Annotated in this window: 13 protein-coding genes; 1 reads left to right on the top strand and 12 read right to left on the bottom strand. The window is 53.3% G+C overall.

Features of this window, described 5'->3' with window-relative positions; all coding sequences use genetic code 11:
* Nucleotides 1-365: 365 nt before the first annotated feature.
* Entirely contained in the window at nucleotides 366-566 is a 201-nt protein-coding gene (locus tag BM200_RS08945; RefSeq protein ID WP_091184110.1) for a copper ion binding protein, read from the bottom strand.
* A 19-nt stretch (nucleotides 567-585) separates the two neighbouring features.
* Complete coding sequence (locus BM200_RS08940; RefSeq protein ID WP_091184108.1) at nucleotides 586-924, bottom strand: metal-sensitive transcriptional regulator; 339 nt, start codon at nucleotides 922-924, stop codon at nucleotides 586-588.
* A 170-nt stretch (nucleotides 925-1,094) separates the two neighbouring features.
* Here BM200_RS08940 and BM200_RS08935 point away from each other — a divergent pair, with 170 nt between their 5' ends.
* Entirely contained in the window at nucleotides 1,095-1,835 is a 741-nt protein-coding gene (locus tag BM200_RS08935) for a glycerophosphodiester phosphodiesterase (RefSeq protein ID WP_091184106.1), read from the top strand.
* On the opposite strand, the gene BM200_RS08930 is transcribed toward BM200_RS08935, so the two are convergent.
* From BM200_RS08930 to pruA, 10 genes are all read right to left on the bottom strand, one after another.
* Nucleotides 1,832-2,698: a YitT family protein gene (locus BM200_RS08930; RefSeq protein ID WP_091184104.1), complete on the bottom strand. Its 867-nt coding sequence runs from the start codon at nucleotides 2,696-2,698 to the stop codon at nucleotides 1,832-1,834. The two genes, BM200_RS08935 and BM200_RS08930, sit on opposite strands and share 4 nt — an antisense overlap.
* Before the next feature lie 132 nt (nucleotides 2,699-2,830).
* The gene (locus BM200_RS08925) at nucleotides 2,831-3,799 is read right to left on the bottom strand and encodes an ABC transporter substrate-binding protein (protein ID WP_175532856.1); all 969 of its coding nucleotides are present in this window, start codon (nucleotides 3,797-3,799) and stop codon (nucleotides 2,831-2,833) included.
* 128 nt (nucleotides 3,800-3,927) lie between these two features.
* A complete protein-coding gene (locus tag BM200_RS08920) occupies nucleotides 3,928-4,920 on the bottom strand; it encodes an ABC transporter permease (protein ID WP_091186208.1) in 993 nt (330 codons plus the stop codon).
* A gap of 62 nt (nucleotides 4,921-4,982) precedes the next feature.
* Entirely contained in the window at nucleotides 4,983-6,482 is a 1,500-nt protein-coding gene (locus BM200_RS08915; RefSeq protein WP_091184099.1) for a sugar ABC transporter ATP-binding protein, read from the bottom strand.
* 118 nt (nucleotides 6,483-6,600) lie between these two features.
* The gene (locus tag BM200_RS08910; protein WP_091184096.1) at nucleotides 6,601-7,599 is read right to left on the bottom strand and encodes a substrate-binding domain-containing protein; all 999 of its coding nucleotides are present in this window, start codon (nucleotides 7,597-7,599) and stop codon (nucleotides 6,601-6,603) included.
* Nucleotides 7,596-9,386, bottom strand: coding sequence for a cache domain-containing sensor histidine kinase (locus tag BM200_RS08905; RefSeq protein WP_091184095.1), 1,791 nt, complete (start codon nucleotides 9,384-9,386; stop codon nucleotides 7,596-7,598). The genes BM200_RS08910 and BM200_RS08905 overlap by 4 nt, the downstream gene beginning before the upstream one ends.
* Before the next feature lie 9 nt (nucleotides 9,387-9,395).
* Nucleotides 9,396-11,012, bottom strand: a complete 1,617-nt coding sequence (locus tag BM200_RS08900) for a response regulator transcription factor (RefSeq protein ID WP_091184093.1) — start codon at nucleotides 11,010-11,012, stop codon at nucleotides 9,396-9,398.
* Nucleotides 11,013-11,230: 218 nt separating this feature from the next.
* Nucleotides 11,231-12,916, bottom strand: coding sequence for a glycerol-3-phosphate dehydrogenase/oxidase (locus BM200_RS08895; RefSeq protein ID WP_091184091.1), 1,686 nt, complete (start codon nucleotides 12,914-12,916; stop codon nucleotides 11,231-11,233).
* Nucleotides 12,917-13,019: 103 nt separating this feature from the next.
* A complete protein-coding gene (gene glpK / locus BM200_RS08890; protein ID WP_091184089.1) occupies nucleotides 13,020-14,516 on the bottom strand; it encodes a glycerol kinase GlpK in 1,497 nt (498 codons plus the stop codon).
* 88 nt (nucleotides 14,517-14,604) lie between these two features.
* A complete protein-coding gene (gene pruA, locus BM200_RS08885) occupies nucleotides 14,605-16,152 on the bottom strand; it encodes an L-glutamate gamma-semialdehyde dehydrogenase (protein ID WP_091184087.1) in 1,548 nt (515 codons plus the stop codon).
* Between the last annotated feature and the right edge of the window lie 131 nt (nucleotides 16,153-16,283).

The following is a 16,283-nucleotide window of genomic DNA, read 5'->3' as shown; positions in this document are numbered from 1 at the left end:
CAACCGGTTAGCTGGCTGATTGATTGAGCCCAGGCTGTATTTTATGCAGGATAATCGTACCTGCCGTTTATCATTCTGGAGCTGCATTGCAAGGAATACAGTATAAATGGAGCAGAACGGGCAAAATGAGCTTTTTCGTTCAATTATACTGTATTTCATACAACGTATGACCTGACATCAACCGAAATTGCCTCATTATCCTGCATAACGTACAGCGTACGAGCATCAGCACCCTATGGAGGTAGTTGGTGGAAGTTCGGGTATCTGTAAAACCCTTTCGGAGATTAGAGTATATCGGCCGGCGGGCTAAAATAAAAGGCGCTATCAGACTCCTTCGGAGCTGACAACGCCTCACTATAGACTAGTTAAACGACATCGTAGCCTTGCTCTTCGATAGCGCCCTTGATCGCATCAAGCGATACTTTCTTCTCATCATATTGTACGGTTACTTTACCCGCAGCCAGATCAACCGATCCGCTTGCTCCTGCTCCGGTAACGGCCTTCTCTACTGCGCTTACGCAATGTCCGCAGGACATGCCTTCTACCTTCAATGTAACGTTCGCCATAATGTATTCCCTCCTAGTCTTATTTCATTAATTTATTTACGGTGACGAGCAGCTCGTCAATCACTTCACTTTCTCCCGCCTGAATGCGTTCAATCACGCAGCTTTTCAGATGACCTTCCAGCAGAAGCTTCCCGACACCGTTCAGCGCCGACTGCACGGCAGCAATCTGATTCAGCACATCGTCACAATACGTATCCTTCTCAATCATTGCCTTCACACCGCGGATTTGTCCTTCAATCCGGTTCAGGCGCGATACGAGGTTAGACTTCATTTTATCGGAATGATGGCTCTTCCGCTCGGCACCTTGCTGGTCCGGCTGATCGGAATGGCAATGCTCTGACTTCTCTTGTTCAATCATCTTAAATACCTCCAGGGGGTATGGTTTAGCTTTATCATATCATACCCCCTAGGGGTATGCAATCGGCAAATTCAACATAAGAATGATAGAGATTAATACACCGCAAACAATTCGAAAGTAAAGTTAGATTAATTCAATCTTATGATGGAGATGGGAGTGGGAGAACGGTTATGACAACACTCGTTAATTATGCGCACCGCGGAGCTTCCGGCAGTTATCCGGAGAATACGATGATCGCCTTCGAACAGGCGATCAAGCTTGGCGCTACAGGGATCGAGACCGATGTGCAAATGACGAAGGACGGCAAGCTTGTGCTCATCCATGATGAGAAGCTGAAACGGACAACCGGCGTAAATTCCCTTGTAGCAGATGTGCAATCGGGCGATTTGCTGGAGCTGGATGCCGGCAGCTGGTTCTCTCCATCGTTCAAGGATGAACGGATTCCTACGCTCGAGCAGTTGCTCGACCTTGCCAAGCAGACTCAAACCTTCATAAACATCGAATTAAAAAACGGCATCGTCCCTTACCCCGGAATGGAGCAAAAGGTAATCGAGACCGTTCGCGCTTACGGGATGGAGGATCAGGTGATACTCTCCAGCTTTAACCACTATTCGCTTATCGAATGCAAACGGCTTGCGCCGGACATTCCAACTGGCATTTTGTATATGGAAGGCTTATACCGCCCGTGGAAATATGCTTTATCCATTGGGGCAACCGCCCTGCATGCCTCGCATTACGCCGTACTGCCGGATTGGGTGGCAGAAGCAGCCGGGCATGAGGTGATCTATAACGTATTTACCGTTAATGAACCGGCCGAGATGATTCGTCTGATCCAAGCAGGAGTCGCAGGCATCATTACCGATTACCCGGACCGGCTCACTGCTGTGCTAAAGAGCTCTAATCAAGCTTAGTGAATGCTTTTCTTCGTGAAACCGCCGCCCTGTACATCGGCTACATTCTCAATAGCAATAAACGCTTTTGTATCGATGTCATGAACTATGGCTTTCAGCTTTGCCACTTCCAGACGGCTGACTACGCAATACACCATTTGCGTCTCTTCTCTGGAATAGCCGCCGCGTGCCTGGATATACGTTGTGCTGCGGCCAAGCCGGGTCATGATAGTCTCGGCGATTTCTTCATAATTGCTGGAAATAATCGTGACGGATTTCGATTCCTCAATACCTTCAACAACGATGTCCATGACTTTTGTTGCCAGATAATAAGTAACCATCGAATACATCGCGGAATTCCATTCAAACACAAATCCGGCGAGAATAAAGATAAAGACGTTGACGATCATAATGATCTGTCCGACCGGCATGCCGAATTTCTTGGATGCAAGTATCGCAACAATCTCCGTGCCGTCAAGGGAACCGCCAAAGCGGATCGCAAGACCTACACCGGCACCAAGAATGATACCGCCGAATAGAACGGCAAGCAGCTTTTCTTCCGTAAATGCGTGTACATGGTGAAGCAACTGCGTCGTGATGGACATAACCGCGATACCGTATAAAGTGGAAATGGCAAAGGTTTTGCCGATTTGCTTAAAGCCAATGAACAGGAATGGAATGTTCAAGAGGAATATGAATAGACCAAGGGGCAAGTGCGTTAATTCGGATACCATAATGGAAATACCGGTGATACCACCGTCGATTACATCATTAGGTACGAGGAATAATTCCAGTGCAACACCCATTAATACAGACCCAATCGTGATAAAAACAGCCCTTTTAAACATCTCTAATGCAGATAATTTTTTATGCGCTTTTGCCATCGTGACCTCCAGCCTTTTCTTTTTAGGTTAACACAATCCTCAGGTCTTTTCAAAAAACAATGGTAAAAAAGTAGCAGCCGGCGTCAATTTAATTGACATCCGGCTGCTATTTTTTGTCCTTTTCCTGCCTGATTATTCGTACAATACCGCTTTGATTTCTTCGTTATCCATATTCGACTTATCGTAGTAATAGAAGCCTGTGTCGATCGTGGATTCCACCTTCTCGCCGCGGATCGCCTCTACTGCCGCTTTGACGGTTTCATAACCGATGCCTACCGGATTTTGCGTAATGGCGCCGGCCATCACGCCGCTCTTAATCGCATCCAGCTGCGCCTTGCCGGAGTCAAAGCCGATTACCGTAATTTGGCCTTCCTTCTTCAGCTCGGTTACGGCATTTATGACGCCCACGGCGGAGCCTTCATTCGAGCCGAAGAAGCCTTTCAGATTCGGATGCGCCTGGATCATCGCTTTGGCAAGGTCCGTCGATTTCAGGTGGTCGCCGCCGCCGTATTGAATGTCGACAATCTTAATATCGGGATATTTCTCTTTCATCCGGTTCACGAAGCCGTCGCGGCGGTCAACGCCGGTAACGGATGTCTGGTCATGGACGATCACGCCAATCTCGCCCGAGCCGCCGATAAGCTCAGCCATTTTGTCCGCTGCAAGAGCAGCCGCGGCTACGTTATCCGTTGATGCTGTTGTAACCGGAATGTCGCTGTCTACACCGGAGTCGAAGGCGATGACCGGAATGCCTGCATCCTTCGCCTTTTGCAGCAGAGGAATCGAAGCCTGGCTGTCGAGAGCGGCAAACCCAATCGCGCTAGGCTTCTTGTCGAGAGCGGCCTGCAGCATTTCGATCTGTTTATCGACTTGCGCTTCAGTCTCCGGACCCTCGAATGTAATCTCTACGCTGAATTCGGCTGCGGCTTTCTCGGCTCCGGCCTTGACCGCCTGCCAGAATTGATGCTGGAACCCTTTCGAAATGACCGGAATATAAATCTTGTCCCCGCTTGCTTTGGTCGAACCATTCCCGCCGCTGGACTTGCTGCCTGAATTGTTCGAGTTATTCGAACCGCAGGCGCTCAGCACAACAACCGTCATCAACAGAGCAAGCAGCAATGCCGTAAACTTCTTCACCGAAATCTCCCCTTTGATTTGGATTTATAAGGCCTATATAGAATCTCTCGTTCTGGATTCTGAAGCATCAGCCAGACAGAGCTTCTAGCGAGCTACGCTTTGCGGCGGCGCAGGATGTCCGCATAAACGGCGAGCAGGATAACAATGCCTACCACAACGGTCTGCCATTCCTGCGGAACGGACAGGATCCGAAGGCCATTGGTGAGCACGCTCATAATAAGCGCACCGATAACCGTACCTACGATGGTGCCTTTCCCGCCGCTAAGCGAGGTGCCTCCGATAACAACGGCAGCGATCGCTTCAAGCTCGTAACCGGAGCCAAGAGCAGGCTGGGCGGAATTCAACCGGGAGGCAATCAGAATACCGGCAAGACCGGTGAAGATACCGGTGATCGTATAGATCACGATTTTCCAGTAGTTCACGTTTACGCCCGACAGCCTTGTTGCTTCTTCGTTGCTGCCGAGGGCAAAGTTATAACGGCCGACAATCGTCCTGGATAAAAGAATGCTTCCGATAATCGCGGCGATGAAGAAGATGACAACCGCATTCGGGATTGCGAAGCCCGGGATAATCTCGTCAAAGAACGAGCCTTGCGACACTTCGCTGAACACCGGATCATCGTTGAAGTAGATTGGCTTTGTGCCGGAGATGACAAGAGCCAGGCCTTTGGCGATCATCATCATGGCAAGCGTCGCGATAAAAGGCGGGATCTTGAGCCTGGCGACCATCACTCCGGACAGCAGGCCGCATACGGCACCCGTCAGGATACCGCCAACAATGCCCAGCGGAACCGGAAGGCCCCAATACGTAATGAATACTCCGGTCATTACCGCGCTTAATGTCATCACCGTGCCGACCGACAGGTCAATGCCGCCCGTAATGATGACAAACGTTGAGCCTAGCGCCAGAACGCCCGTAACCGCGGTCGAGAGCAGAATGCCAACGATATTCGAGAACTGAAAGAAGTTGCTGGAAGAGAAAGTGAAGACGAGAATAAGGACGATTAAGCTGGCAAAAGCAAGCACCTGTTGCAGAACGCCCGGCTTCAGAAGAAGCGCGGTCTGCTTGCCGCCAAGCTGAGCCATTTCGGCTTTTGGCTGCATTTTCATTGAGAATCACCCCTTGTAACTGGTAGCGTTAGTGGTCATCAAGCCCGTAATGTGGCGTAGCGCATAATCTGCTCCTGCGTAGCTTCCTCCCGGTCGAGCTCACCGGTAATCCGCCCTTCGCACATGACGATAATGCGGTGGCTCATCCGCAGGATCTCGGGAAGCTCCGAGGAGATCATAATGATCGATTTACCCCGGGCCGCAAGATCGTTTAGCAGCTTGTAAATCTCGCTTTTTGCCCCGACATCAATTCCTCGCGTTGGTTCATCAAAGATCAGGATATCGCAGTCGCGAGTCAACCATTTGCCGATGACAACCTTCTGCTGATTGCCGCCTGAGAGGAATTTGACGTCCTGGTCAATATGCGGCGTCTTCACCTTCAGCATGTCGACGATCTGATCGGCAGCATTCGCGATCTTGGTCCGGTTCACCCAGCCAATTGGATTCACATACTTTCTTAGCGAGGCGACAGCTACGTTTGTCTTCACATCCATCTCCACGATACAGCCGTAACGCTTGCGGTCTTCGGACAAGTAGCCTATCCCTGCCTGGACCGCATCATAAGGCTGCTTCAGCACAACCTTGCGGCCATGTACGGCAATCTCCCCCGCATCTATCGGATCGGCGCCAAAGATTGCCCTTGCTACCTCAGTCCGTCCGGCACCAATAAGACCAGCGAAACCGATGATTTCGCCTTTGCGGAGCTTGAAATTAATGTTGTGAAGCGCCCCTTTGCGGCTAAGCCCCTTCACTTCCAGCACGGTCTCGCTGTTCTCCGCGATCCGGCTTTGCTTCGTGCTGTCATAAATCTCGCGCCCGACCATCATCGCGATAATCTGCTCGTTCGTTACGGAAGCCGTCGATACGGTATCGATATAACGTCCGTCCCGCATGACGGTGATCCGGTCGGTAATCCGCTTCAGCTCATCCATCCGGTGCGAGATATAGACGATGCCAACTCCGCTACTCCTCAGCTGATTAATGATGACAAACAGATCATCTATCTCGGAATCGCTGAGCGCCGCGGTAGGTTCGTCCATAATCAGCACCTTGGCGTCGTAAGACAATGCCTTTGCGATTTCGACCATCTGCTGCTTCGCTACGGTGAGATTGGCAACCGCCTCATCCGGATCCAGGTCCATGTTGAGCCTTTCGAATAACCGTTCAACCTTGCGCTTCAGCTCCCGTTCATCGAGGAACAGCCGCAAAGCCCGCCGCGGCTCCCGGCCGATATAAATGTTCTGGGCAACCGTCAGATCGGGGGCCAGATTCAGCTCTTGATGGATAATCGAAATGCCCAGCTTCTGCGCCGTTTTGGAGCTTGCAATCTCGACTTCCATTCCGCCGTACGTTATGCTTCCCGCGTCCTTCTGGTAGACTCCCGTCAGCACTTTCATCATGGTAGACTTGCCGGCTCCATTCTCGCCGACCAGCGCGTGCACCTCGCCCCGCCTTAATTCGAAGCGGCAGTCCTGCAAGGCCTGAACGCCGGGAAAATACTTGTTGATCCCTTCCATGTGAACGAGTATGTCCTTCATGCCTGCACCACTCCATCCCGCTGTTAACTACACTCATTGTAAGGCGGCGGGGCTCCTTGCCAGAATGGAATAATGTATTTGAATAGTTGAAAAACATCTGTTTCTCGCAAGAAAAAAGCTACTCTCCCACAAAGGGGAAGAGCAGCTTCTGATTTTGTTCCGTATACAAATTGTCTTTGTTAATAATGACCGATTCCGTATCAATCCACTTCGGGAACTTCTGCCCGCGTACAGCCTCAATGGCGGTCTTTACGCTTAAATAGCCCATATTGTACGGCTTCTGGACGATCGTCGCCTGCAGCACGCCGCCTTCGATCAGCTTCACTTCATCCACCGAGCTGTCGAAGCCGACCAGCTTTACTTTGCCGCTAAGTCCAAGCTCCCGAATCGCCCGGCCGGCGCCAACGGTTGAAGGTTCGTTAAGTCCAACAATTCCTTTAATGCCCGGATCTTTGGAGAGCAGCTCCTTTGTCAATTCATAAGCTTTGTCAGGTTTACCTTCACTGTACAACGTATCAACCACTTCAATCCGGGTGTTGCCGTCCAGCCACTCGCGCACTCCCTTCTCCCGCTCCATTTGGGACGAAGTTCCGTATACATAGCTCATAATCGCGATTTTCGAGGCTCCTGAATCAGGCAGCAGCTTGGCCATTTCCTCCCCGGCTTTTTCCCCTGCGGCGATATTATCCGTTGCGATAAAGCTGAGCGCTTCTCCGCTGTTAATGCTAGAATCCACGGTTATTAGCTTAATGCCTGCCTTGGCAATCTCCCGGGCAATGGGTACAAGCCGGTTGTAATCGGTGGCGGCCATCACAATGGCATCGGGCTTCTCCCGGATCGCCTGCTCCAGCTGCTCAATCTGTGCGTCGATCTCCATCTCTGAAGGAGGGCCGATAATGGAGACATTCGCACCAAATTCATTTGCAGCATCCTCAACGCCGGTAATAAGTACCTTCCAGAAATCAATCATTTGTCCCTTTGCTTTTATCGTGACAATGATGTCGACGGTCTTATCCGTCCGTTGGGCTGACACCCACTTATAGATGCCAAAGACAGCAGCCAGGATAAGAATGGCGGCAAGTACCGCCGATGCCGACCTGCGCCGGTATTCACTCATGCGCCAACACCTCCGGCATACTCTTCGCCCTCAATGGCCGCAATCCGAACCGTTACCGTCGTTCCCTCGTCCGGGATGCTGGCGTAAGACAGGCCATACTCCTTGCCAAAATAAAGCTGAATCCGCTCGTGGACATTCACGACCCCGACCCCTTTGCTTTCCCGGTCGCTGCGCCGCGGTTCAAGAATGGAACGGAGCGTATCCGCCTCCATGCCCACCCCGTTATCGCTCACTTCAAACCAGATATAACCTTCCCGCTTGCCTCCGGTCACCTGAATCGTTCCCGTCCCGATCTTATTTTTAATGCCATGGTAGATCGCGTTCTCCAGCAGCGGCTGCAGCAGTACCTTCAGCGTGCGGTAGTGGTAAATGTCCTGATCCACATCAATGTGGAAATCCAGCTTGTCCTTGTACCGGATTTTCTGGATCGTCAGGTAGTTCGCAACATGCTCGATCTCCGTCCGAATAGAGACCAGCTCCTGCCCTCTGCTGATGGAGGAACGGAACAGCCTCGCCAAAGCGGAGGTCATCAAGACAACCTCGTCCGTCTTCTTCCCCTCCGCCATCCAAATAATCGAATCCAGCGTATTGTACAAAAAGTGAGGATTAATCTGCGCCTGCAGCGCTGTCAGCTCGCTCTTCCGCTTAATTTCCTGCTCCCGGACGACCTGGCTCATCAGCTCTTCGATCTTGACGACCATCAGGTTAAACGTCCGGGCAAGCGAAGCGATTTCCCTCGGATTGCCGATCGGCACGCGGATGTTGAAGATCCCCTTCTCCACCTTCTTCATATGCTCCTGCAGCTGCTTGATTGGACGGGAAAGGTTGCGCGAGATAAAGACGGCGAGCAATAAGCCCACGATCAGGCAAAAGATCCCCGCCGCCACCATCGACAGCTGCATTTCGCGCTTATTGCCGATCAGCTCGTTGGCGTAGGATACCCCGACGATTTTCCAGCCGAAGCCGGTATTCTGAATCGTATAGATGCGGCTCGTTTTGCCTTCATCGGTCATAAAGCTGCCGCTGCCCTTTGCCAGCACCTCGTCGATTTTTTCCGACTTCAGGTTGCTGTAGATGAGCTGCTGCTGCGGATGGTACACGATATTACCGTCCTCATCGACGATAAACACATACCCGCGCTTGCTCAGATCGATGTTATTCAGCGTGTCGTTGATGACACTGAAGTTAAGGTCCACGAGCAGCACGCCGCGCGGCTCCGTCTGGTCCTTGCTCCACAGCTCCCGGCTGAGGGATACGACCCAGTCATATTCATCCTTGAACATATGCTGAACATGGGAGGAAGAGACAACAATGCGGCCGGATGCTTCCTGCGCGCTCTTGTACCAGGGCTGCTCCTCCAGCCTCACGCTTGGATTCAGCTCCGCCTGCTCGCGGTCTGAAACGAATCGGCCGTTGTAGCCAATTACGTTAATCGAGGCAATATCTTTGCGGGAAGCGAGAATCGAGTGAAAATAAGCCGAGATCCGCTGCTCGCGGGCAAGCTCCTCCGCGCTTGTCCCGTCATTGCCCGCTTCGCCCACCAGCTCGCGGACATCCTCATTGCTGAGCGCGAGCATCGATATATTTTCCATGCTGGTGATGTACGTCTGAATATTGGCATTCACCTGGCGGATCAGCTCCGCCGTATAATCCTGTGCCGTCTCGCGGACGGAAGAGGCCGACAGCTGGTAGGAGATCACGCCGAGCAGAACAGCCGTTAAGAGAATAAGACAAGCGGAGGCGGCAGCAATATTGGTCTGAATGCTTTTGAATTTAAATAATTCCATCTATGCACCTCATGCCTGTTCCGCAGCCGTCCGATGACGGTAATCGGTTGGTGATTCTCCCGTATGCTTCTTGAACAGAACGCTGAAATATTGCGCGTCGCTGTAGCCGGTTTTCGCAGCAATCTCATAGGTTCTAAGGCCGGTGAACTTCAGCAGCTCCTTCGCCTTGTCCATCCGGATCGCGGTGACATACTCGACAAAGGTCCTGCCGGTTTGTGCCTTAAAAGCAGCGCTGAAATAACTGACGCTCATATGTACGTGCTTGCACACGGCCTTTACCGACAGATCCTCGTTTACATAATGCGTCTGCAAATAGGAAATGGCTTCCTCGATCTGTGAGCGGCATTGATCATTACGCGCTGCCGTAACGCTATGAACCGCTTGGCGGCAGGCCGTCTTCAGCCATTCCCCGATCTCCTCCATCGTCCTGAACCGGTAAATTTCAGTCATCGGGTTCACGCCCTTCCCGAACACATCGGACTCCTTGCAGCCGATATCTCCAAGTGCCTGCATAACCGCGAGAATCGTCTTCTGGATGCGCAAATAACAATGGTCAAGGCTTGTAAGCTCCGCTTTGTTATGCCGGATCAGCGCTTCAATCGCACGCTCTACTTCATCGGCTGTCCCCGTCTTGATGCCCGCGATCAATTCACGGTCGAACTCCGCGGGATGCCCCGCCGGTGCGCTTCGGCGTTTCTCCATGTCCAGAATGCTGATCACGCTGTTATCGCCAAGGACAAGCCGGTAATCCAGCGCAGCAACCGCGGCCTTGCAGGATTCTCTGATCCGGCTATAGCCTTGGACGGTTGTCCCGATTCCAATCGATACCGTCAGCTTCAGGAATTGAACCGCCGATTGCCGGATCTTCTCGGCCAGCTCCTGCGCCTTCTCTTGAAGCAGCTCTTCGCGCTTGCCGCCAAGGATCGCCATTACCCGCTCTTCTCTGCTCCGGAAGACAGCGGCCCCCGGCTCCGGACTAATAATTTCCTGTGCAATATTGTATACGGCGAACCTCAGCAGCTCCCGATCCGTATCCACTCCTGTCTGCTCTTCCAATCGATCGGTATCTATCGCCAGCCCAAGATAGAAAGGTCCTGGCAGCTGCAGCTGAAAATAGTGCAGCCGCGAAGTGATCTCCCTCTCGCTTAACGCCATCGTCGACATCCGCTCGAGGAAGCGTTCCTTAAGGAGCGGCATGCTCTCATTCAACTGGCTTTGCAGCCGGACCAGATCCTCGCGCTCCTTCTTCTCCTCATCCAGCTCCAGACGGAGCTTGTGCAGCATCGCCGAGAGCTCGGCAGCCGTTACCGGCTTCAGGATAAAATCCTTCACCTTCAGCTTAAGCGCCTGCTGCGCGTATTCGAAATCGTCGTAGCCGGTCAGAATGACGACTTTCGTATCCGGATAACGTTCCATTACTTCGCGGGATAAGGCAAGCCCGTCCATAAACGGCATATTAATATCCGTCAGCACGATATGCGGCCGCAGCCGTTCAATCTCCTCCAGCGCCTGCACGCCGTTCTCGCAATCGGCTACGCATTGAAAGCCAAGCTCCTCCCACGGGATGCGCTCCCTGATGCCTTCCCTCACGACCGCTTCATCATCAACCAGCAATATCGTATACAAGGCTGTTCCCCCTAGTACCTATCAGGATTGGAATTGTATGCGCTTTTATTATAGTCACGAGAGTAAGAGGACGGCAATGAGAAAAAGGGGTAGTTAAGCGGTATCGTGAAAAAGAAAAAGGCGGCCGCACAGGGCTTTCGCCCAGGCACAGCCGCTTGCCTCTTTGTGAATGAAGCATTTGCCCATCCAGTGTAGCCTACCGAACCTGGTGCACTCCCCTACTCCGAAGGAGTCACCGCGAACTGCAGCTCCCGCTCCAGCTCGTCGGCATAGGATTTGCTGATTCCGGCTGGCCACCCGAGCAGCTCCGCCATATAGCTGTGAACGCTATCCTTCCAGCGGATCACCCGGCTGCGGTCGAAGAGGAGGCTGCCGCTGCGACGGATCCAGAAATCAACCGGCTTGCACGCCATTTCATGGCGGATGGCATAGAGCAGCTCCAGAAGAAGCGTAACCGGCAGCTTGCGGCGGATCGCTTCTTCCTGAGCTTCGGGCATAAGCCCAAGCACCGTATCGATATTCGAGCCAAAACGCTTCACAAGGCGCTCTGCGTCCGTTTCGGAAAGGCCTGCCGAGACAGCCGCCGCCTTTTTATCCGCGATAAACTTTAAAAACCCCTCCGACCCGCCAACCTCGCCGCCCGAGACCGGAAGCGTCTTCGTCTTGCTCTCGCCGATACTTCCCCGTCCAGCTTTGGCAAGCCGGGCTGCTGCCTGATCCATGACGGTCTCGGCCATTTTCCGGTAGCCTGTCAGCTTGCCGCCTGCCATGGAGAGCAGGCCCGACGGTGACAGCAGCACCTCATCGCGCCGGGAAATCTCGGATGGACTTTTCCCCTCCTGATGGATAAGCGGCCGTACGCCTGCCCAGCTCGATTCGACATCCTCAACGTTCAACTGAAGCGACGGGAACATCTCGTTTGCCGCCTTCAAAATATATTGCCGGTCTGCAGCTGTTATCCGCGGATGAGCGAGATCGGACCGGTAATCGGTATCGGTTGTGCCGATATACGTCTTACCGTCACGCGGAATGGCAAACAGCATCCTTCCATCGGCCGAGTCGAAGTAGATCGCCTGCTCCAGCGGGAACCGTTTCTGGTCGAAGACCAGATGGGCGCCTTTTGTATGATGAAGCGTTTTGCCCGTCTTCGAGCCGTCCTTCTCCCGGATCGTATCGACCCAGGGACCGGCCGCATTAATCGTGACCTTCGCCTTCACTTGCCCGATCCTGCCCGACAGCTGATCCCGCAGCTCGGCTCCTGCAACCTGCTCATTCTCATACAGCAGCGATTCGGCCTTCACATAAGAGATGGCGCATACGCCAAGCTCGACGGCTTTTTTGAGCACCTCTATCGTCAGCCGCGCATCATCCGTCCGGTACTCGACGTAATATCCGCCGCCCTTCAGCCCCTGCTGCTTCAGAAGCGGTTCGCGCCGGGCCGTCTCGTCCACTCCAAGCATCTTCCGTCTCTCGCCTCGCTTCACCCCAGCCAGGAAATCGTACAGGCGAAGTCCCAGCGAAGTGCTGAACATTCCGAATGAACCGCCTTTATAGATAGGCAGCAGCATCCGCTCCGGCGTCGTCACATGCGGTCCGTTCTCGTACACGATCGCACGCTCCTTGCCGACCTCCGCTACAACTCCGATCTCAAGCTGCTTCAAATACCGCAAGCCGCCATGCACCAGCTTGGTGGAACGGCTTGACGTGCCCGCGGCAAAATCCTGCATCTCCACAAGCGCCGTCTTGAGCCCCCGCGTTGCCGCATCAAGCGCTATTCCCGCTCCCGTGATGCCGCCGCCGATTATTAACAGATCGAATTCCTGCCCGAACATGCTGCCCAACTGCTTTTCCCTCTGTATCGCATTAAGACCTCCGCTAAATTCCTTACCGATCCCGCTTGCCATTTACGAACCGCTCCTATCGCTTATGCTAAAAAGAAAACCGCGAACATTCTTCATTATGCTATTACGCATCATGAAGAACTGCCACGGTCTTCCCCTCTATCTCTTATCGAAAAACTAATGCGGCCTTCACGGCCTTCTGCCAGCCGGCATACAATTCGCTCACTCTCTCCGGCGCCATTGCCGGCTCAAACACGCTGTCCAGCCGCCGCTGCTCCAGAATCTCTTCGCGGCCCTGCCAATAGCCTACCGCAAGCCCCGCCAAATAAGCCGCACCAAGCGCTGTCGTCTCGCTTACGACCGGCCTTTCAACCGGTACTTCCAGCAAGTCGCTTTGGAACTGCATCAGCAGATTGTTGCGGATGGCACCGCCGTCAACGCATAACGACTGAAGCGGAATACCCGCCGACTGTTCCATCGCATCCAGCACATCCTTCGTCTGGTAAGCAATCGATTCCAGTGTAGCCCGGACAAAATGCTCGCGCTTAGTCCCCCGTGTCATGCCAAAGGCCGCACCGCGCACATCGCTGTCCCAATACGGGGTACCCAGACCAACAAAAGCCGGCACGACATAAACGCCTTCCGTCGAGTCAACCGACGCGGCAAGCCGTTCGCTTTCCTCGGACGTTTCGATCAATTCCATGCTGTCGCGCAGCCATTGCACGGCCGAACCCGCCACAAAGACACTGCCTTCAAGCGCATATTCCACCTGCCCGTCAATTCCCCAGGCGATTGTCGTCAGCAGTCCGTGCTCCGAACGGATTGGTTCAGCACCCGTGTTCATGAGCATGAAACAGCCGGTGCCGTACGTGTTTTTGGCTTCGCCTTTCTCAAAGCAGCCATGCCCAAACAATGCCGATTGCTGATCACCGGCAGCGCCTGCAAGGGGAATTGGTCCCCCGAACAGGGACGCTTCCGTCGTGCCGTACACTTCGGAAGAAGAGCGAACCTCGGGCAGCATCGAAGCTGGAACATCGAGCCATTCCAGAAGCTCTTCATCCCACTTCAGCTCGTGGATGTTATACAGCAGCGTCCGCGACGCATTCGAATAATCTGTTACATGGACCGCGCCGCCTGTCAGCTTCCAGATCAGCCAGCTGTCCACCGTGCCGAATAACAGCTCTCCTGCAGCCGCTTTTTCACGGGCGCCCTCCACTTCATTCAACATCCATTTTACCTTTGTTCCGGAGAAATACGGATCGATCAGCAGTCCGGTTTTCTCCCGGATCGCTAATTCATGGCCGGATTCTTTCAACGCTTCACAAATACCCGATGTCTGGCGCGACTGCCACACCACCGCGTTATAGATCGGTTGTCCCGTTGCCTTATCCCAAATGATGGACGTCTCCCGCTGATTCGATATTCCAATCGCGGCGATCCGATCCGCCGTTAGCTCCTCCGTCGCAAGCAGCTCGCGGATGACCTGCAGCGACGTTTCCCACAGCTGCCCGGCGTCCTGTTCGACCCAGCCCGGATGAGGGAAGGTGCAATCTACGGCTGTTTGAGCAACAGCGCGCGGAGCTCCCTCTTTATCGAACAAAATCGCACGTGTGCTTGTCGTTCCTTGGTCAAGCGCGATAATATACGTTTCCTGCTGCGTCATTGTTATCGATCCCCTTTTTCCCGCAATCCCAAGTACTCGCTATCACTTATTGTATTCTATTCGTGGCGCGGAGCCAAACTCCCTTTGTTTAAAAGCGCTCCGATACGATTTTGGCCTGTGTAAACAGCAGCAAATAGTCACGTCCGCCTGCCTTCGAGTCTGTACCCGACATGTTGAACCCGCCAAACGGATGGGCACCAACCAGAGCACCGGTACACTTACGGTTCAAGTACAGATTGCCTGCCATAAAATCACGCCGCGCCAGCTCCAGATGCGAACGGTTCTTCGATATGACCGCGCCCGTTAAGCCGAAATCGGTATTGTTCGCCAGCTGGAGCGCCTCCTCGAAGGACTTGGCTTTCGTAAAGGCAAGCACCGGGCCAAAAATCTCTTCTTGCGAGATGCGGGCGTTCGCGTCCACGTCTGCAAATATCGTAGGCTCGATAAAATAGCCCACTGAATCATCGGACGCTCCGCCGGCGACCAGCTGCCCTTCCTTTTTGCCAATCTCGATATATTCCTGTATTTTGCGGAATGCCTTATCATCAATAACCGCTCCTACGTTCGTTGAAGCATCTGCGGGATCTCCTACCGTAAGACGGTGCGTCCGCTCGATAACCTTCGCAAGCACCTCGTCATACACCGTTTCGTGAACGATCGCTCTGGAGCAAGCGGAGCATTTTTGCCCGGAGAATCCAAATGCCGCAGCGACAATGGAATCCGCGGCCAGGTCAAGATCCGCATCATCGTCAACGATAATCGCATCTTTCCCGCCCATCTCGGCAATAACACGCTTGATCCATTTTTGCCCCGGCTGCGTCTTCGCGGCTCGTTCATTAATCCGCAGTCCCACCTCGCGGGAACCGGTAAAACTGACGAACCTCGTAAGCGGATGATCAACAAGATAATCCCCGACCTCGCTGCCCGGCCCCGGTAAATAATTGACAACGCCAGCAGGAACGCCGGCCTCCTCAAGCAGATCCACAAACTGCGCTGCAATGACCGAAGTCGGGCTTGCCGGCTTCAGGACAACCGTGTTCCCGCACACAAGTGCTGCCGTGGTCATGCCCGCCATAATTGCCAACGGGAAATTCCATGGCGGTATGACAATACCGACGCCAAGCGGAATATAATAAAGTTGATTCTCCTCTTCATCAAGAGGAGTAAGAGGCTGCGGCTTGCTAATACGCTGCAGCTCACGCGCATAAAATTCCATAAAATCAATCGCTTCCGCCGTATCCGCATCGGCCTCCGCGCGTGTCTTGCCCGCTTCCACCGTCATCCACGCGGAGAACTCATGCTTGCGCCGCCGCAGCAGTGCCGCTGCTCTATATAAATACCTGGCCCGTTCATTCGGCTCGGTATGCTTCCAGCTGTCGAAGGTGCGCGCTGCCGTCTGAACCGCTTCCTCCGCAAGACTGGCGTCGGCTTGCGACACAACGCCGATCACCTGGTTTTTGGCTGCCGGATTTGTAGAAAGCAAGGTTCGATTCGTCGTAATCCGGCGTCCCCCGATAACAAGCGGATACTCCCGTCCCAGCTTTGATCTCACCAGCGCCAGCGCTGCATCGTAAGCTTTATTATTCGACTCGATCTGGAAGTTCGTAAACGGTTCGTTCTTAAATGTTGCCCTCATACCCTCATCCCCCTTCGATACATGCTCACTATTCCATTTATAGTTCATCCGACAGAACGTTATGTCTTAACCGAAAGTCTTGAATAGGCGAAGCAATGAAAGACTTTTCGGAAAACCGAAAGTCTTGAATA

The sequence above is a fragment of the Paenibacillus catalpae genome, from assembly GCF_900112695.1.
GTDB lineage: Bacteria > Bacillota > Bacilli > Paenibacillales > Paenibacillaceae > Pristimantibacillus > Pristimantibacillus catalpae.
The sequence above is the reverse complement of the archived record's forward strand: the minus strand, read 5'-3'. Positions and strand labels throughout refer to the sequence as shown.